The 17,363-nt window shown below is 59.8% G+C and carries 16 protein-coding genes and 2 pseudogenes; 13 read left to right on the top strand and 5 right to left on the bottom strand.

Features of this window, described 5'->3' with window-relative positions; all coding sequences use genetic code 11:
* Window positions 1-4 precede the first annotated feature (4 nt).
* The 3 genes and pseudogenes from NKH52_RS25460 to NKH52_RS25450 all read right to left on the bottom strand — a co-directional run bounded on the left by NKH52_RS25460 (window position 5) and on the right by NKH52_RS25450 (window position 5,467).
* Complete coding sequence (locus NKH52_RS25460) at window positions 5-3,271, bottom strand: error-prone DNA polymerase (RefSeq protein WP_352734966.1); 3,267 nt, start codon at window positions 3,269-3,271, stop codon at window positions 5-7.
* Window positions 3,268-4,791: pseudogene (locus NKH52_RS25455) on the bottom strand (DUF6504 family protein). Before NKH52_RS25455 ends, NKH52_RS25460 begins: the two are co-directional and overlap by 4 nt.
* Window positions 4,703-5,467, bottom strand: coding sequence for an ImuA family protein (locus NKH52_RS25450; RefSeq protein ID WP_352734964.1), 765 nt, complete (start codon window positions 5,465-5,467; stop codon window positions 4,703-4,705). Before NKH52_RS25450 ends, NKH52_RS25455 begins: the two are co-directional and overlap by 89 nt.
* A 560-nt stretch (window positions 5,468-6,027) precedes the next feature.
* On the opposite strand from NKH52_RS25450, the gene NKH52_RS25445 reads away from it, so the two are divergent.
* Both NKH52_RS25445 and NKH52_RS25440 read left to right on the top strand, forming a co-directional pair.
* A complete protein-coding gene (locus NKH52_RS25445) occupies window positions 6,028-6,783 on the top strand; it encodes a hypothetical protein (RefSeq protein ID WP_352734962.1) in 756 nt (251 codons plus the stop codon).
* Window positions 6,784-6,887: 104 nt separating this feature from the next.
* Entirely contained in the window at window positions 6,888-7,085 is a 198-nt protein-coding gene (locus tag NKH52_RS25440) for a hypothetical protein (RefSeq protein ID WP_127296072.1), read from the top strand.
* Between the two features lie 502 nt (window positions 7,086-7,587).
* Here NKH52_RS25440 and NKH52_RS25435 read toward each other — a convergent pair.
* Window positions 7,588-7,800: a hypothetical protein gene (locus NKH52_RS25435; RefSeq protein WP_352734960.1), complete on the bottom strand. Its 213-nt coding sequence runs from the start codon at window positions 7,798-7,800 to the stop codon at window positions 7,588-7,590.
* Window positions 7,801-8,716: 916 nt separating this feature from the next.
* Between NKH52_RS25435 and NKH52_RS25425 the strand changes: the two genes are divergently transcribed.
* The 6 genes and pseudogenes from NKH52_RS25425 (at window position 8,717) to ku (NKH52_RS25400) (ending at window position 11,860) form a co-directional block, all read left to right on the top strand.
* Window positions 8,717-8,857 (top strand): entericidin A/B family lipoprotein, encoded by a 141-nt coding sequence (locus NKH52_RS25425; RefSeq protein WP_128305165.1) that lies wholly within the window; start codon window positions 8,717-8,719, stop codon window positions 8,855-8,857.
* Between the two features lie 17 nt (window positions 8,858-8,874).
* Window positions 8,875-9,045, top strand: a complete 171-nt coding sequence (locus NKH52_RS25420; RefSeq protein ID WP_352734957.1) for a hypothetical protein — start codon at window positions 8,875-8,877, stop codon at window positions 9,043-9,045.
* A gap of 593 nt (window positions 9,046-9,638) precedes the next feature.
* On the top strand, window positions 9,639-9,839 hold the full coding sequence (locus tag NKH52_RS25415; RefSeq protein WP_164780261.1) for a KTSC domain-containing protein: 201 nt from the start codon (window positions 9,639-9,641) through the stop codon (window positions 9,837-9,839).
* Window positions 9,840-9,874: 35 nt separating this feature from the next.
* Window positions 9,875-10,009 (top strand): hypothetical protein, encoded by a 135-nt coding sequence (locus tag NKH52_RS25410; protein WP_352734955.1) that lies wholly within the window; start codon window positions 9,875-9,877, stop codon window positions 10,007-10,009.
* Between the two features lie 92 nt (window positions 10,010-10,101).
* Window positions 10,102-10,952: pseudogene (locus tag NKH52_RS25405) on the top strand (ATP-dependent DNA ligase).
* Between the two features lie 92 nt (window positions 10,953-11,044).
* A complete protein-coding gene (gene ku / locus NKH52_RS25400) occupies window positions 11,045-11,860 on the top strand; it encodes a non-homologous end joining protein Ku (RefSeq protein WP_352734953.1) in 816 nt (271 codons plus the stop codon).
* 276 nt (window positions 11,861-12,136) lie between these two features.
* On the opposite strand, the gene NKH52_RS25395 is transcribed toward ku (NKH52_RS25400), so the two are convergent.
* The gene (locus tag NKH52_RS25395; protein ID WP_352734951.1) at window positions 12,137-13,684 is read right to left on the bottom strand and encodes a Do family serine endopeptidase; all 1,548 of its coding nucleotides are present in this window, start codon (window positions 13,682-13,684) and stop codon (window positions 12,137-12,139) included.
* 74 nt (window positions 13,685-13,758) lie between these two features.
* Between NKH52_RS25395 and NKH52_RS25390 the strand changes: the two genes are divergently transcribed.
* The 5 genes from NKH52_RS25390 (at window position 13,759) to ku (NKH52_RS25370) (ending at window position 17,350) form a co-directional block, all read left to right on the top strand.
* Window positions 13,759-14,112: a hypothetical protein gene (locus NKH52_RS25390; protein ID WP_127296066.1), complete on the top strand. Its 354-nt coding sequence runs from the start codon at window positions 13,759-13,761 to the stop codon at window positions 14,110-14,112.
* Between the two features lie 233 nt (window positions 14,113-14,345).
* Window positions 14,346-14,822: an Hsp20 family protein gene (locus NKH52_RS25385; protein ID WP_352734949.1), complete on the top strand. Its 477-nt coding sequence runs from the start codon at window positions 14,346-14,348 to the stop codon at window positions 14,820-14,822.
* A gap of 74 nt (window positions 14,823-14,896) precedes the next feature.
* Window positions 14,897-15,406 (top strand): Hsp20/alpha crystallin family protein, encoded by a 510-nt coding sequence (locus NKH52_RS25380; protein ID WP_352734947.1) that lies wholly within the window; start codon window positions 14,897-14,899, stop codon window positions 15,404-15,406.
* A 74-nt stretch (window positions 15,407-15,480) separates the two neighbouring features.
* Window positions 15,481-16,284: an NADH dehydrogenase ubiquinone Fe-S protein 4 gene (locus tag NKH52_RS25375; protein ID WP_352734945.1), complete on the top strand. Its 804-nt coding sequence runs from the start codon at window positions 15,481-15,483 to the stop codon at window positions 16,282-16,284.
* A gap of 205 nt (window positions 16,285-16,489) precedes the next feature.
* Window positions 16,490-17,350: a non-homologous end joining protein Ku gene (gene ku, locus NKH52_RS25370; protein ID WP_352734943.1), complete on the top strand. Its 861-nt coding sequence runs from the start codon at window positions 16,490-16,492 to the stop codon at window positions 17,348-17,350.
* The last annotated feature ends 13 nt before the right edge of the window (window positions 17,351-17,363 follow it).

Here is a 17,363-nt window from a genome sequence, read left to right as displayed (position 1 = left end):
AAGCCTATTTGAAATCCCGCGTCTTCACCTTGATCTGATCGATGTGCAGATAGGGGTCGATGATATTCCTCGGCCGCGATCCCCTTGGCATACCGCGCGGGTCCGGTGTCGGGCTGCCATGATGGAATTCATCGCCGCGCCCATGTGGCAGCGGGAAGGCAGCATCACGATCACCAACGCTGGCGAGATCGCCTGACAGATCGCTTAGCCGATGCGCGACGAGATGGACCACCTCGCCTTCCCGCTGAATGTGCCCGTAGACGCCAATCATGCCGGCGCCGAGCACGACCCTGCGATATTTTTCGAAAACCTTCACCCACACCACCAGGTTCGCGATCCCGGTCTCGTCCTCAATCGTGATGAACATCACGCCCTTGGCCGAGCCCGGCCGCTGACGCACGAGAACGAGGCCAGCCGCCTCAAGCCATTGTCCGTCGCGCGCCTGCATCGCCTCGCGGCAAGAAACGATGCGTTTGCGGCGCAGGTCGGCGCGCAGGAAGGAAACGGGATGCTCGCGCAGGGTCAGCCCCACATGGCTATAATCTTCGACGACCTCGCCGCCGGCGGTCATGGCACGCAATGTGACACTTGGCTCCTGGATCTCCGGCACCGTCTGCTGCTCGCGTGAAGATGCGGCTGCAAACAACGGCAACGGCTCGTCGCGTAGTCCCTTGATCGCCCATAGGGCTTCACGCCTGGCTAGCGACAATGACGGTTGAAACCCATCGGCCTGCGCGAGTTCAACCAGAGAGGCAGCGGGAACGCCGGCTCGGCGCCATAAATCATCGACCGAAGTGAACGGCTGGTCGGCTCGTGTGGTGACGATGGTGGCCGCGTCAGTGTTGGCCAGGCCACGCACCACGCGCAGGCCAAGCCGAACGGCAAACCGATCCTCGTCCTCAGTGGGCTCGAGCGTACAATCCCAGCGTGAGGTATTCACACACACCGGGCGCACCTCGACGCCATGGTCGCGGGCATCGCGCACGATCTGCGCCGGGGCGTAAAAGCCCACCGGCTGGGCATTCAACAGAGCGGCGCAGAAGACATCGGGGTGATGACATTTCAGCCAGGACGAGGCGTAGGCGATCAGCGCGAAGCTTGCCGCATGGCTCTCTGGAAAGCCATAGCTGCCGAAGCCTTCCAACTGCTTGAATGTCTTTTCGGCGAATTCGCGCTGATAGCCGTTCTTGACCATGCCGCCGATCAGCTTGGCACCGAAGCTGGAGACGCCGCCGGTGTGCTTGAAGGTCGCCATGGCGCGGCGAAGCTGATCCGCCTCACCAGGCGTGAAGCCGGCGCATTCGATCGCCACACGCATCGCCTGTTCCTGAAAAAGCGGCACGCCCAGTGTCTTTCCAAGCACCTTTTCGAGCTCAGGCTTGGGATAGACCACCTCTTCCTTGCCTTCGCGCCGCCGCAGATAGGGATGCACCATGTCGCCCTGAATCGGCCCCGGCCGAACAATCGCGACCTCGATGACGAGGTCATAAAAAGTTCGCGGTTTGATGCGCGGCAGCATCGACATCTGGGCGCGAGACTCGATCTGGAAGGTGCCGAGCGTATCGGCCTTGCGGATCATCGCATAGGTGCGCGGATCCTCGGCAGGGATGGTGGCGAGATCAAGGGTGATGCCCTTGTGCTCCGACAGCAGGTCAAAGCCGCGCTTCATGCAGGACAGCATGCCGAGCGCCAGCACGTCGACCTTCATGAACTTGAGCGCGTCTATGTCATCCTTGTCCCATTCAATGACCTGGCGATCCTTCATCGCGGCAGGCTCAATCGGCACCAGATCGTCGAGCCGGTCGCGGGTCAGCACGAAGCCACCGGGATGCTGCGACAGATGCCGCGGCGCGCCGATCAATTGCCTGGCGAGATCCAGCGCCAGGCGCAGGCGGCGATCGCCGAGATTGAGATTCAGCTCCTCGGCATGCTTGGGTTGAACGCCTTCATCCGACCAGCCCCACACCTGCGACGACAGCATCTTGATCAGGTCTTCAGGCAGCCCCAGAGCCTTGCCGACGTCCCGCAAGGCGCCTTTCGACCGATAACGGATGACGGTCGAGCACAGTGCTGCATGCTCACGGCCATAGGTGTCGAACACCCATTGCATGACGATTTCACGCCGCTCATGTTCGAAATCGACATCGATGTCGGGCGGCTCGCGACGCTCTTCCGAGACAAAGCGTTCGAACAGGAGATCGTTGCGGTCGGGATCAATCGAGGTGATGCCAAGGACATAGCAGACGGCGCTGTTGGCTGCTGATCCCCTGCCCTGGCAGAGAATGTCCTGGCTGCGGGCAAAGCGAACGATCGCATTGACCGTCAGAAAATACGGCGCGTATTGCAGCTTCTCGATGAGCTGCAATTCATGCTTGAGCGTGCCAACAACCTTGTCCGGCACGCCTTCGGGAAAACGCTCCGTCGCGCCTTCCCACGTAAGTTTCTCCAAGGCCTGCTGCGGTGTCAGACCCGGCAGCATCCGCTCCTCGGGATATTGATAGGCAAGTTCGTCGAGCGAGAACCGGCAGCGCTCGGCTATTTCAACGGTTCGAGCCATCGCTTCGCGATAGCGGCCGAACAAGCGTGCCATCTCGTCAGGCGGCTTCAGGTAGCGGTCGGCATGCCGCTCGCGCCGAAACCCGGCACCATCGATCGTGACATTGTGGCGGATGCAGGTGACGACGTCCTGCAAGATGCGCCGTGACGGTTCATGGAAGAGCACATCGTTGGTAACAACCGTCGGCACGCCGGCCTCTCCGGCAAGGTTGGACAGTTCGTGCAGCCGCAGCGCGTCATTTGGACGGCGAAACAAGGTCAGCGCCATATAGGCTCGATTGCCAAATGCCTGGTGTAGCCGCCGCAGCCAGAGCGAGCATGTGTCATCAGCCTGATCCGGAATGAACAAGGCAACAAGGCCTTCGCCATAGGCGACAAGGTCTGCCCAATGCAGGAGGCATTTCGCCTTGCCGCCACGCTTCTTGCCCAGCGACAGCAAGCGGCAAAGCCGCGAATAGGCCGCGCGATCGGTTGGATAGACCAGGATGGAGATCTTTTCCGCCAGATCAAGCCGGCAGCCGACGATCAGCCTGACGCCGGTTGCCTTTGCAGCCTCGTGAGCCCGCACAACGCCAGCCAGGCTGTTGCGATCACAGATGGCAAGCGCCGGCAGGGCCATGATTGCGGCCTGCGCAAACAATTCCTCGCAGGAGCTGGCGCCGCGCAGGAAGGAAAAATGCGAGGTGCACTGGAGTTCAATATACGACGCAGTCATCCGAAGATGCCATGCAGGAACCAGCGATGCGAACCGGTCGCGGCATCCTCGCCGTCGCCGGCGCGATAGATCCAGAACCGCTCGCCGGCTTCGTCCTCGACCTGAAAATAGTCGCGCACGGCGGCAAGCTCGGCATCACGCTTCCACCATTCGCCAAAGACCCGCTCGGGGCCATCGGCGCGCTTGACCCGTCGGCGGATGCCTCTCCAGGTGAAGCTCGCCGGCGGATGATCCGGCAGCAACGCTATCGCCTCGATGGGCTCCGGCACGGCAAACAGACGAGCCGGCCGCGGCCAATGATCTGGCCATGCCTGGCCGGTTTCGGCCGAGGCCGGCGCCACGCGCCGGAACGATCGCTCGGGCACGTCGCTTGCCACCGGGGTAAACCGATACAGCTTCTCCAAGCCCACACGATTGCCGAGGATGTCGATCAGGTCTGAGATGTCAGCGTCCGGTTGCTCGATAAGTGAGGAGATGGTCTGCTTGGGCGTCAACGGCTCGGCCAAGGGTGCGGACAAGCGCATCAACTCGATGCCGAAACCCGGATCGATCTTCTCGATTTTGTCGCATAGCAAACGCGTCAGCCGCTTCACGTCGCGGACCGGCATGGCAGTGCCGACGCGAATGGCTTGGATGCTGTTGTCGACCCGGTAGAACAGCAGGTCGAGCCGCTAGGCGCCAAGGCCCTTGGTCTCCAGCTCGACACATAGCGCTTGAACAAGCTTGCCGATGTAGCGGGCGATCGTCTCGGCCGCGCCGATGGGTTCGCCGAAGGCTCGTCTTACCTCGACCACATCGGCTGGCCGCACGGGCTCTATCGGTTCGGCAAGGCGTCCAGAAGCCTGGTCAAGGCGACGACCCAGTTCCGGTCCGAAGCGCAGGGTCAGTGGCGCGCGTGGTTGCTTCAGAAGCTCGCCAACCCTGTCGAAGCCCAAAATTCGCAGACCGCTGACGATCGCATCGGGCAACCGCAGTGCCGCGATGGGCAGAGGAAGGATCGCATCACAGGTTGCATTGACAGCGACCACGCTGACGGTCTGCTTGACGTACCGCGCCACCGCATGAGCAGCACCCCAGCTATCGGCAATCGCTGACCGCGCCGAGAAGCCGACGTGGCTGAGACGCTCGACCATATCGGACAGCATCAACTGTTCGCCGCCATGAAGGTGATCGGCGCCAGTGGTCTCCATGACCAATCCGTCCGGAGTATCCACAGCGGCGATCGGCGCATAGCGTCTCAACGCCCATAGCGCCAGCCGCTCCAATGCCTCCGCGTCAGCATCGGGCTCCGCGTCCATAACCGCCAGGCCCTGCACGAGGGCCTGTGCCTTCGTCGCGAGCATTCCGACGCGCAAGCCTGCTTCTATTGCCGCGCGATCCACCGCAGTCACCAGGCGACGACTACCATGCCGCCCGACCAGCACCAAAGGCTTATCCGGTGGCGGCGAGACGTCGCCCAATTTCCTTCTGAGCCGGTCGGTCGACCAGTTTGGAAGGAAGAGCGAGACGACCCTTGGCATCACAAGCCTCCACTTCGATATCGAGTGTTTCCCCTCCACGAGATCTGATCAGTTCAAGTTGCCATCGCGCCCGGCCAACGCCGGGCACAGGCAGCGGTCGCGACGGCAGCACGGAAACCCGCCAGCGGGTGACAGACGCCGTCGGCTGCCCGAAGTCGGCGGCTTCGGTCTGGCGGCGCCAGCGGCGGATGGCGATACCCATTGCGCCGGAGCCTTCCGATGCCAGTTGCAACCGGCGCGAGGCAGTCATGGACAGGCGCGCCACTTCCGCGACCACAGCCCCAAGCCCGACATGCCGTAGACCTTCCTCGAAGCAGGCGAGCAAAGATTTGTCGTCACCGGCTTCAACATAGATCACCCGGTCGGGATGCAGTCCGACCTGGGCGATTGCCGGCGCAAACAGATCCTGGCGCGTCACGCACCACAGCACCTTGCCTTGCGTCCTGGCTGCAATCCCGGCCGCAAAAAGCGACGCTGCGGCGCCATCGATCGCTCCATTGCCGCCGCCGGCAACTTCATGAAGTGCGCCAAGCGCCACACCCCCGCCTGGCAGATGATTGTCGATAGAGGAGATGCCGAATGGGAGCACCGCCCTTTTGCGCGCATTACCGCCTTCGAGACGCGAAATGCGATCTCGCAGATCGGAAATAGCAGCGTTTGGCCTCGATGCACTCATCTGTCCCCTGAACGCGATATGCTGGCGGAATGTTCCTCATTTGTTCCCTTCCTAATAAAGAGTCAATGGCATGGCGAGGTGGCGCTGCGGAAGAAATGTTTGTCGCGACCGCCCCGTGGCACCGGAAGAACGGTTTGCCAACAGGACGAGGCGTCGAAGGCCACCTGTCCTGTTGGATGTTCGCGCCGGCTGGCGGCGCCCAAGGAAAAACGACGTATAAACCGCAGTCCTGCGCGCGTCCGCAATTGCGGACATTGTCGCGCGCGGGACGGAGGAAATTCGCCGCCGCCGCGGGCGGTTAACAGGACAGCCATAGGAGCCTCAACATAGCGCCGGCCGCAGGACAGGACGCGGGACCGACTGTCCCTCGTCCGCTGTGGTCCGCGTGTAGCAGCGGCCATGAATGCAGTTGCGTTGGGATTGAGCACGAAGCCTCAACCGATTGCCCAATGTGACCTACCCCATTGAAAAAAAGAACTATTTCCCGACCATCAGGAGTCTCTTGACACCTTTGTTCTTATTTTGTTCACTGCAGGGAGGATTGATACAGGAGGCGAACCATGGAACTTCGCTTGAACATTGAAGGGGCAACGCCCGAGGAACTGGCACGCGGGGTCGGGGCAGCCGAAGCAGTTTTCGCGCGCGCCGGCATTACGGCTTTGCAAGGCACGGAAGGTTTGTTCGCGTTGGAAAGGTGGGATATCAAAGGCTTTCCGGAAGACGACCAGCCAACCGAGAACGAGGACCAGGCTGCTTCGGTCTGGATGGAGGCCGACGAGGCTGCGAGGACTGCATGTTGTGCGGGCTGGCCGGAGGACAAGGTTCCGCGCCATCAGATCATGGAACTGATCGATGTGCCCCGAACGAGACTGCAGGCCAAGGCACTTGCGAACACGTGGCCGGCGCGCAAGCAGCTCTATCCTGACGTCGTCAAACGGCTGGAGGGTACAACTGGCCCGGACCGCCAGATCGATTTCGATATTGCCTTCGTTCTTGGTTGGGTGCCCGAGCGGCCGACGCTGGATCGGGTCGAGCCGCTTTCGGAAGATGGCGACCGCATCCCCTTCTTCACCAGTGACCTCGCCCAGGTGGAAGAAATGGCTCGCAAGGCGCTCAAGGACTGGACGATCGAGATTGACAGGGATCCCTATGATGCCCACGTTTTCGACCCTGCAGCCAGCGAAGACGGTGAAGAATTGCGCATGGCGGCATGGCGCGATTTCGACGGCTCCCTGCTTATGGAGAAGCCACCTGCAAATCCTGCAATTGCACTGACCCTGGCGATGATGCGCGGCCAGTCGATGCATTTCGAATAGACGGGTTACACGGCCATCGTCCATCGATCGTGCTTGGCCACTCCAGGTCGGACGCTGGATGGCCAAAAGCCCGACAAGCCCACACCGCATCTGAGGAGAGAACCATGTCAGAAAAACCACCCTATATGCCGACCGGCATTGGAATAGGCATGATGAGCGACGACCTCGCCAAGGTCGGCGTTCTGATATTCGAAACGGCGCAAGGGAACTTCGACTTCGCGGTCAATCTGCAGGCAGTCGATGTCCTCACCAAGGCAATCAATAAGATCGAGATGCATCTCCGCTCCGGCCGGACGCACTGAGTGTACGATGTGCCAGATCAGAAGAAGCCGAAGCCAGGACCTTCGGTAGATCACGCAGGGACGAGGCGTATCGTGGCGGGAGTCGCAAATCCGTTGTCAGTCGCCGAATGGCTCGGCTGGAGGAAACGCTCGGAAGCCAGTGCTCTCGCGCACAACTCGCGGCGCCGGGTTGACGGACTGCCGCTGCGATCGATCACGACTTGCTCACGCTTTATGCCGGCGGCAGTAAAAGACGCGCCCAATGGGGGGCCCGGGGATGTAGCGCTCTCCCGCTAACATCGTTCCCGGATTTGGGAGGGCCGGCTAAGTCTTGGTCGACCAATTTCGACAGGACAGCCGTCAATCTGGATTGCCAGTTTGCCGTCCAACGCGACCGAAGTTCTTCGCCCGCTGGTTCGCACCGGATCATCCCTCCGTTTTCTTCTGCGATGATCGCGACGCGTGGCGTGCGTCACCGCTCTTGCCCTCGACCCTGCCGTTATCCTGGCCAGCGAGCCCACACCTAGCTGCCGCCGCCTAGCGATCGCTCAAACCAAGTTGTCGTGTTGCCGTCGGGGTGCGTTACCCTGATCCATTCGCCAATGTCAGGCTCTTCGGCGTACGGGATGGTTACCGGTCCCCACATCTTCGCGGCTTCCACAACATTTTCGGCCTGAATCTCGGCACGTTCCACGGCTCTGCCGTCGCGTATCAGCTCGACGGTGAAACTCTGCATAGGTCGCCTCCTGCCGCCACGACGATACCCCTATCGCTATCCGAAAGGAAAAAATCATGGCTGTTTCCCGCCAGAAGGAATCGCTTGCCAAGGTGCTGGTGCAGGAAGGCGCAATGTGAAGAATAGAGGCGCTTCGGCATTTTAAGGTTGGCCAGCCACCGACAGATAAAGAGGGAGACGCTTAGCGAGCAATCTCAGCGGCCGCGATGCCGACACGATTTCAGATGATGTTGACGGGAATCCACGGCTTCTGAGCCTGCCCGTTGCTCAATGACGAGGACGATGCTCCGGCCAGTGGCGTGGAGGGGAAACAAAGAGCAAGAGGTCGAACGAGATCGGGCGCGGTTTGCAACCAAATGCCGCCGCTCATTGACCTATGCTGGTTGAGCCAGCTACTCAGACCTAGCCTGTCGAAAGCTGGCGGCCTTTTTAGCATCAGCTTGACGAGTTAATTGCCCAAACCAGTTTCGGTGTGTGAAAAAGCGAGGAGCAGCTATGAAAAAAGCCTATGAAAAGCCGGTCCTGACGAAGCGGGGAATACTTTCCTCAATCACGGCGCAAGTCATCGAGTCCGGTCTTTCTGCGACGTGAGCAGGTCTTTTGACCCTGGAATCCCGCTGGCACCGGCTGGCGGGCTTTTTCATCTTTCAGGGCGTGGATTAGGTACTAACCGACAAAAGGTGCTACATGGGCAATGAAAAATGCCCGCCCAGCGTACGTTGTCTACGCACCACCGCTGATCGGCCTTCCGTTCCTGGCTGTGATACTGGCTCCGGATGGGACGACCGTCGCAACGCCCTTTGACACCGCACATGAAGCGGCCGCCCACAACAAGGTGATGGCGGTTACAGGCCAATCCGGTGCGATACGGCACTAAACGGACATGATAAACCAGGACAAATAGGAGAACCCGTCCATGAAACTGCTACGCACCGCACCGATTGTCATTCTTGCCTGTGCTTTGGCCCTTACGGCTTGCGCCAACACCGTCCGCGGCGTCGGCAGGGACGTCAAATCGACGGCCAACGCAGTCGACGACACGGTTAACAAACCCTGATGCAGAGGACCGTCACGGTGATCGAGAAGACGACAGGCCGCGTGATCGGAGCACTGCCGATCGATATTGCACAGCAGGATCACGAAGCCTCCGATGATCAGTATTTCACCAAGGCCTTCGAAACCGCTATGGACAGCGGCCTTATTAGTGATGCCGACAAGCATGCGGTTGAATTCCGGCTTGAATAACGACGACGTTGCGACGGCTTTCTGTCGCGCATCGGGGCATTGTGGTTGCATCGTTTTGCACCTCACCCATCCAGCAGGGGTGTACCCACCGTTTCGTCCAACTATCCCTAGGCACGGCCCGCCGCTGCTAGCCGTTGCTCTCGTCGGTCACCTCAAGAAAGTCGTTTTCGGATCGGTGGAGCGTCACGCGCCTTTTCGTTGCCTGTTCGGCTGCACAATAGGACGTCGGAGCCTCTGCACGATATTCCCGCTATCACCTGGCCCGCAGGGATATTCTCGGATTTGATACGACACGGTCAGCCCCAGGGTCCGAATCATGCATTAGCGATATCTAAGGTTTCCCTTTTGGCGAGGCGGCGTGTACTTTAGTACCGCTGGGTGATCCTAGCGACCTACACTGCCCGCTGCCGAGAGGTGGCGGGCCTTTTTGTTTATGTGTGGAACGCCGAAATCCAATGAGAGTTGGAATGCCGTCACCGTCCCTTCCGTGGCGGCGATGATGGCCATGGACGTACAGCCGTGGTCGGCCCGCTCGCTGCTTCCTCAGTGGGCGGGCCATCTCGCGGGTCGCTCACCGGAACAGCTGGTGCACCATGCCGTCGACCTCAATACACAAGTTCGAATACGATCCGGAAACCAGGGTTCTCTCAGTGTGGTTTGTAGCGAGTGGCAGGCAGTACGACTTTCTGGACGTACCGCTTGAGACCTTCACCGCGTTCAAAGCCGCCTTCGCCAAGGGCCGCTATTTCAACGACCACGTTCGCAATCGGTATCCATTCCGGCTCGTGACATAGGGCTCCAGTTCCAACGGCTCGTGTTGGGGCTGATCGTGCCAAGCGACCTGGCGGAAGTCACGCATGTCGAGCCGCTGGCCGCATACCGGGCAAATCATGAAATTCTCTTGATCGTCGGCAGGCTCGCCGTCGTGCTGCTTGCCGGGAATCGGCGGGCCAAGGTCGCATAGTTTCGTCATAGCTATCAAACATTCAAATCGTCTAAAATGTTCCGGAACCATTTTAGCGCTCGCTAATTGAATCGCACTATGCGAGTCAGCGCATGCCTCTGAAGTTCATCAAGCCCATGGAGCCCGAGCTGGTCGACAGGCCACCGCAGGGCGACGAATGGCTTCATGAGATGAAATTCGACGGGTATCGGACCCAGATTATCAAGGATGAAAACGGGATCCGGCTGTTCACCGAGAACGGATACGACTGGACCGGCCGCTATATCGAACTTGCCGGAGAAGCGGAGGCGATCGAGGCGGAAAGTTTCATCATCGATGGCGAGACAATCACGGTCAACGAGGCCGGCCTGTCCGACTTCCACGCCCTGCAGTCAGCCGTCACCCGCCGTAAGCCGTCGCGCGACCTGTATTTGGTGGCGTTCGATCTGCTGCACCTGAACGGGCATGATTTGCGCAATATGCCGGTGGAAGACCGCCGCGAAATCCTGCAGGCATTGATCCCAGCCGTCGGTCGCATTCAGGTCAGCAAAGCCATGCCCGGCACCGGCGACGCGGTTTATCACCTGGTCGACAAGGCGGGGCTGGAGGGCATGGTGTCGAAGCGCAAGGACAGCGTCTACCGCAGCGGGCTGACGACGAACTGGCGCAAGATCAAGTGCTATGCCGAAAAGGAAATGGACATCATTGGTGTGCAGCGCGAGGCTGGAAAGCCCGCAATGGTGCTCGTGGCCGACAAGGGCCCCTATGCCGGCGGCGCTTTCGTTGCCTTTAAAGCCGACAAGCGTCAGCGACTATAGGATCGCGTGCAAGGCAAGATCGGCGGACCGGTGCCGATCGGCCTAAAGAAAGAATGGCTGAAGCCTGGTCTCGTCGCGCGCGTCAGGTCTTGAAGGGCGAGGACAAGCTTCGACATGCGAAGCTGCTGGATTACCGGGAGGAATAAGTCTTGGGCTGCTGGCAATGAGTGCTGCCAACGTTGCGGAACAGAACCGTGTGCCTGACGTTGTGCCGAGATCGACGTCTAGGAGAAACGGCATGGTGGCGCCACGCGCGGTCTGGAAGGGCTTTCTGAGGGTTGGTTCCGTGTCATGCGGGGTGAAGATAGTTGGTGCCACAAGCGAGGCATCCAAGATCCACTTCAAGATTTTGAACCGCAAGGACGGTTTACCGGTCAAAAGCGCCTATGTCGATGAAGAGACTGGCGACGTTGTCGAAGCCGAGGATCAGATCAAAGGGTATGAGGCGGACAAGGATGATTTCATCCACGTCGAGCCGGACGAGATAAAGAAACTGAAGCTTACGTCGCAGCATACACTTGACGTCGATTCCTTCGTTCCTGTTGCCGAGATCGACACACGTTTTCTGGAGAAACCATATTACTTGATCCCGGCAGACGGTGCCTCCCTGGAGGCCTTTGCCGTCCTGCGCGATGCGATGGCCAAAAAGCGCGTTGCGGCACGCTCCTGCGTCGTACTCTATCAGCGCGGGCGCGAAGTGTTGATACAGCCCCTTGGAAAAGGGATGTTGCTGACCGAGCTACGGACCCACAATGAGATGACAGCGGAAGAGACCGTCTTCGACGATGTGAAAAGCCCAAAGTACGATTCGGATCTGCTCGAAATCGCGGGGCTTCTCATCGACAAGAAGGTGACAAAGTTCGATCCTTCGAAGTTCGAGGACACCTACGAGGATGCGTTGATTGCTATGATTGACGCCAAACGCAAGGGCAAAAAACCCCCGAAACCGGCGCCGAAACCCAAGGAGAACGTGGTCGACTTGGCCTCAGTTCTTCGAAAGAGCCTGGCCAAGGAAGGCATCGGCCAAGATCGGCCAAGCCGCAAATCGGCATAGTTAAAGATAGCAATCACCAGCAAGTCCCCAGTGCTTTTGGCACGCTCGCGCGTTTCCGTCACGTCTTCCGCCAATTTCACCGGCTCGTCGCACGGCGATTCCTCGCTTCATTGAGGTCGAGGCGCCCCGGCCGGACAGCGCGTTTATCGGTCAGGCGATACCGAAACCTAGGGACCGCCGGTTCAAAACATACTGCTTATCAGCTTCACAACTCTGGTGCGCTCCGCTAGTGGGCCAGCCCAACAGCAGAGATCGCGACGCCATCTGGCCTGTCAGTCAAGAGTTTGCCACAGCAACGAAAAGCGATTGTCCCTGCCGGTCGATACGGAATAGCACTGGCTTTTTCTGCTGACGGGATTTCGCCCATTCCTCACGGACGTCGGACGGCTGGGTCATGTTTCGGTTGTTGGCCGACACGATAACGTCGCCTGGCCGGATGCCGCTTTCGGCTGCAAGACTGTTCGGAGCGACATCCTGGACGAACACGCCCATGGTGTCGGCTTGCAGGCCCAGTTGCTGGCGCGCTTCGTCCGGAATGGCGCTCAGCGATAGGCCAAGGCGCTGGTCCTCAGTCCCCAGGCTTGGAATGGCACCGGTCTGTTCCTCCTGGTCCCTGCGTTGATCGACAGTCAGCGACAATTCCTGGTTTGTGCCGCCCCGGTTCGTTGTCACGGTCACTTTCGATCCCGGCTTTTGGCTTGCTGCCGCCAGCGTCAGGTCATGGACGCCTTGGATGTCCTTGCCGTTGAACCGGGTGATCACGTCGCCGGACTGAATTCCCGATTTCTGCGCCGGGCTGCCAGCCTCGACCGAGGCAACCAGCGCTCCCTTGGCGCCCGGTATTCCGAGCGCCTCGGCAATGGAGGGCGTGACCTCCTGAAGACGCACGCCGATGAAGCCGCGCTCGATGCGGCCAGTGCTGATCAGTTGGTCGACGATGGTCCGAGCTGTGCGCGATGGCACCGCGAACCCAATGCCTATGCTGCCGCCTGACGGCGACACGATTGCCGTGTTGACACCAATGACTTCGCCGCGCGCGTTGAACAAAGGACCTCCCGAGTTACCTCTGTTGATCGAGGCGTCTGTCTGCAGGAAGTCGTCGTATGGACCGGCCTGGATATCGCGAGAGCGCGCAGAAAGGACGCCGACGGTGACGGTGCCCCCGAGGCCGAAAGGACTGCCGATGGCGATGGTCCAGGCCCCTGGTTGCATCGCCTCCGAATCCCCCCAGGCCGTCGCCGTCATGTTGGGCCGAGGATCGACTTTCAATACCGCGATGTCAGTTGCCGGATCGCGGCCCACCACCCGCGCAGGCGCCGTCTCCTTGTCGGAGAACACGACATGAATCTCAGTTGCGTCGGCGACGACATGGTTATTGGTGACGATGAAGCCTTCGGGACTGATCACAAAGCCGGAGCCGAGTGCTTCCCGCACCTGGGGCTGGATACGCCCTCCCCCGTCGAAGGGATTGAGAAAGTCGTTGAGCGTCGTTTGATCCTGGATGATCTGCCTGGTCGTGATTGCGACAACCGCTGGCAGCTTCTGACGCACGATTGCGCTGAAGTCGTTCGGAATTTCCTGTGCGGTGGCCGGAGCAAGGCCGCCAGTCGAGAGCATCAGGGCTCCTGTGATCAAGCCAATGCACAAGTTCCTAGAGAGGTAAGACATGACTGGTTCTCCTGCCGGATTCGGCCTTCGAGTTCGCCAGACGTCAGAACTGAGATTCTCGCCGATTGTTTCACCGGCCCGATAAAATGGTTCTGAGGCGTTGACGACGGGATGTGACCCGTGCCGAGCCATTGAAACTTGCTTGAGACGTTCCAAAATTTCGTCTGGCGGGAATCGCGAGCGCCGCCAAACTCAACACGCAGGAGATTGTCGGAAGCGGAGGACCATCAATGGAAGCAGCCATTTCGACCCATTTTGCATCGATTGAACCCGTGGCCCCTGATGTTTTTCTGGATCGCTTGCTGCATCCGGCACGGCATTTCAAACATCCCCACGACGTTTTGGCCGACGTTGCCTTGGACGTTCAGGAGAAGCGGGCCATCCTTTCGTCATGGGCGTCGGATGCCTGCGCGGTAGAATCCGTGCCAGCGCTTCGCATGCTGCCGGGGGCGGGTGAACCGGTCAGCTTCGACGCGATCATGGATGCGTTGCAACAATTGGATCAATCGGACGAGCTTACCGGTCCTGACGGCAGTGACAGCGCGGTAGTGGCCGCGTTCGTACCATTCGTCGATCGGATTTAAGCGCGACGTAATTGTTCTTGCACCATGGGCCCATCGGCGAGTGACCCCGCCGGCGGGAGGGGTTGCATGGGTGCCTTTGCCCAGATTGCCGCTAAAATTTTCCTATTCTTCCTCTTGAAGGTGCAAGTCCCGATTCTAAATTGATGGTCGCCGGTCGCCCAATGGGGCCGGCAAGACCAGGAGGCGGCAAGGCTCTTGGCGCCTCCTATGATCCATGTTGCTCAAAGGAGGATGTGGTTATGAACCTCGATTTTACCCCCCTATACCGGTCCAGCATCGGCTTCGACCGCATGGTCGACATGCTTGAAAGTGCGAGCCGTGTGGCCTCGTTCGACAACTGGCCGCCCTACGATATCGCCAAGGTTGATGATGATGAGTATCGCATCACGATGGCGGTCGCCGGTTTCTCGCAAGACCAGCTGACCATCACTCACCAGCCCAACATGCTGGTTGTGAGCGGGTCGCAATCCAGCGATGAGAACGGCCAGTATCTCTACCGGGGCATCAAAGGGCGCGCTTTCGAGCGTCGGTTCGAACTGGCCGACCACGTGACGGCGGCTGGCGCCAGCCTTGAGAACGGGCTGCTGAGCATCAATCTCAAGCGCGAGGTTCCCGAGGAGATGAAACCGCGCAAGATCGAAATCTCCGGCGGGGCTCCCATGCCGAAGATCGAGGCGCCCAAGGTCGAGGCCGACAAGCTGGCCGCCTGAGCAATCCACCATGAAGGCTTCCGCTTGAGCCGGGCGTCCCGCCCGGCTCAGACACCTACGAAAGGAGAAAGACAATGAGCGTACGTGACTTGATCCCATGGGGCCGGGGCAACGGAAACTCGGCCCCCAGTCTCTTCCCTGATGGAGATCGAGACCCCTTCGTCTCTCTTCACCGGGAGGTAAACCGGCTGTTCGATGACGCCTTCCGCAGCTTTGGCCCAAGACTGCCGGCCTTTGGTTCCTCCTTCGGGGCCAGTTGGCCGAGTGTCGAAATCTCCGACACGGACAGGGAAGTCCGCGTCACGGCGGAAATACCTGGCCTGGACGAGAACGACATAGAAGTACTGCTGGAAAACGGGGCCCTCAAGCTTAAAGGCGAGAAGCGTTCCGAGACCGAGGACAAAGACCGGCAGTTCTCCGAGCGCTTCTACGGTCGCTTCGAGCGCCTCATTCCGCTCGGCTACGAGGTCGAGGAAGACAAGGTCAACGCCGCCTTCAAAAACGGGGTGCTGACCGTGACCTTGCCCAAGACCGAGCGGGCGCAGGCGAAGGCCAAGCGGATCGCAATCAACGGCAGGAACTGACGCACGGCAGTACGAGCAGCGGCCGCCACGGCCGCTGCTCGTACCACCCCTTCATGATAGGGAGGGAGAGACAAATGGAGACAGTTCAAAGCAGCGCCATCAAAAACCCAACCAGGACCTCCGGCCGACCGGACAATGACAATCGGCCTCGACTGGCCGAGCCGGCTTTGTCAATGGGGTGGTCAGTGTTTCCGGACGGCGCAACGGCACGGATCTACCAGCCATGCCGCTCGGCCATGACCTCGGCAAAGCCCCGAAAGGACTGGCGATTGGTCTTCGAACCTCGCACAGCCCCGTTCATCGAGCCGCTGATGGGCTATACGGGCGGCCGGGACACCCTGACCCAGGTTGAACTGAACTTTCCGACGCTGGAAGCGGCGATCCGTTATGCCGAGCGTCAAGGCCTCAACTTTGTCGTGCAGGCGGCACCTCCTGCTTCCCAGGCCAAGGTCAGGAGTCAGCATGTATTGGAGGAGAAACAGGCCTTTTCCGACGTGGTTTGGCAGCGGCTGCAATTGGCTTGGCTTCAGGCAAGCCATGGTGATGGCGCGGGTGCACAGGCAGCGCACATACAGACGGTGCTTTTCGAGCCCGAGACATACTACAGCTCTCTGATGGAGGTGGTGGATGATCCGGTGCTTTCACCCGACGAGACCCGCTGTGCTCAAGAACTGCGCCTGGAACGCGTCGGGTGCATTTTCCGGCATGCCTTCGGCGGCGGCCAGGTCGATCAGGTACTCGGGAGAGGACAGGCGGTGCGACCTGCTCCGCCGCCTTGTGCCGTTCCTACCCGCTCCTTCGCTGCACATGTTTGGTCGCACCCTTGTCGCCCATTTTGGATCTCTCTGTTCGGGCCCGTAACGAACGCACCGGACTAATGTTCGTCCGGCAGTGCATCCCGGGCTACCATCGAAGGTTAGCTCTGGCAGCGACATCGTAGCGATCTCTCACGCCTTGATCGCTGCATCTCGACCTGTGGCGTCGCCCTCCTAAGCCTTTGAAAACGGATTCATTTTTGAATCGGAACATTGTGATCCCGAGTTGATTAACGACTCGCATAAGTTGTGTCGGAGTGCGGGTATCATGGTTGCATCACGTGCAAACTGGAAGGGCTACATCAAGTTCGGAGAAGTAGCGTGCGCTGTTGCTCTTTACACCGCCGCTTCGTCTTCGGAACGGATCGCTTTCAACACTCTCAACCGATCGACAGGAAACCGGGTACGGCGCGAGTTTATCGATAGCGAAACAGGCGATCCCGTCGAGCGTGAAGACCAGGTCAAAGGGTACGAGATCGAGAACGGTGACTATGTCGTGCTCGAACCAGAGGAGGTCGCATCGGCAGTTCCCGACAGCGACAAGACCCTCAGGATCGAAGCTTTTGTCCCCTGTAACGAGATCGATGACGTCTATTTCGACAAGCCCTACTATCTGGCGCCAGACAGGATGGGTGCAGATGCGTTCCGGCTGCTGCGCGATGGCATGAAGCAGGCGAAGGTTGCCGCGCTAGCCAGGACTGTATTGTTCCGCCGCTTGCGCACGGTCCTAATCCGCCCTCATGGCAAAGGCCTGATCGGGACCACGCTCAATTTCGACTATGAGGTTCGTTCGGCCAATGAAGCTTTTGACGACGTGCCAGCGATGAAGATTGAAGGCGAGATGTTGGATCTGGCCAAGCACATCATCAACACCAAGAAGGGCTCATTCGACATCAGGGCGTTTGATGACCGCTATGACGCCGCAGTTGCTGAGCTTGTGAAGGCGAAGATTGAAGGTCGAGCCTTGCCGAAGAGGAAAACGCCGCCTCCGGCCAAAGCGAGTGATCTGTTGCAGGCTTTGCGTCAGAGCGCCTTGGCATCCACGCGCAGGGACAAACGCGCTCTTCCGAAGGCCGACGCCGGTGCGACGGAGCCAAAACGAGCCGCGCGCTCCAAGCGCGCAGCGTGACGGGAGCACACAA

It is taken from the genome of Mesorhizobium sp. M1066, from assembly GCF_040318635.1.
Lineage (GTDB): Bacteria > Pseudomonadota > Alphaproteobacteria > Rhizobiales > Rhizobiaceae > Mesorhizobium.
This window is presented reverse-complemented; position numbering and strand designations above follow the sequence as displayed.

Excerpts from the sequence above, each read along its gene's own strand:
- NKH52_RS25460 (WP_352734966.1), bottom strand. The coding sequence starts at position 3,271 with ATGACTGCGTCGTATATTGAACTCCAGTGCACCTCGCATTTTTCCTTC.
- NKH52_RS25450 (WP_352734964.1), bottom strand. The coding sequence starts at position 5,467 with ATGAGTGCATCGAGGCCAAACGCTGCTATTTCCGATCTGCGAGATCGC.
- NKH52_RS25445 (WP_352734962.1), top strand. The coding sequence starts at position 6,028 with ATGGAACTTCGCTTGAACATTGAAGGGGCAACGCCCGAGGAACTGGCA.
- NKH52_RS25440 (WP_127296072.1), top strand. The coding sequence starts at position 6,888 with ATGTCAGAAAAACCACCCTATATGCCGACCGGCATTGGAATAGGCATG.
- NKH52_RS25435 (WP_352734960.1), bottom strand. The coding sequence starts at position 7,800 with ATGCAGAGTTTCACCGTCGAGCTGATACGCGACGGCAGAGCCGTGGAA.
- NKH52_RS25425 (WP_128305165.1), top strand. The coding sequence starts at position 8,717 with ATGAAACTGCTACGCACCGCACCGATTGTCATTCTTGCCTGTGCTTTG.
- NKH52_RS25415 (WP_164780261.1), top strand. The coding sequence starts at position 9,639 with ATGCCGTCGACCTCAATACACAAGTTCGAATACGATCCGGAAACCAGG.
- ku (WP_352734953.1), top strand. The coding sequence starts at position 11,045 with ATGGTGGCGCCACGCGCGGTCTGGAAGGGCTTTCTGAGGGTTGGTTCC.
- NKH52_RS25390 (WP_127296066.1), top strand. The coding sequence starts at position 13,759 with ATGGAAGCAGCCATTTCGACCCATTTTGCATCGATTGAACCCGTGGCC.
- NKH52_RS25380 (WP_352734947.1), top strand. The coding sequence starts at position 14,897 with ATGAGCGTACGTGACTTGATCCCATGGGGCCGGGGCAACGGAAACTCG.
- NKH52_RS25375 (WP_352734945.1), top strand. The coding sequence starts at position 15,481 with ATGGAGACAGTTCAAAGCAGCGCCATCAAAAACCCAACCAGGACCTCC.
- ku (WP_352734943.1), top strand. The coding sequence starts at position 16,490 with ATGGTTGCATCACGTGCAAACTGGAAGGGCTACATCAAGTTCGGAGAA.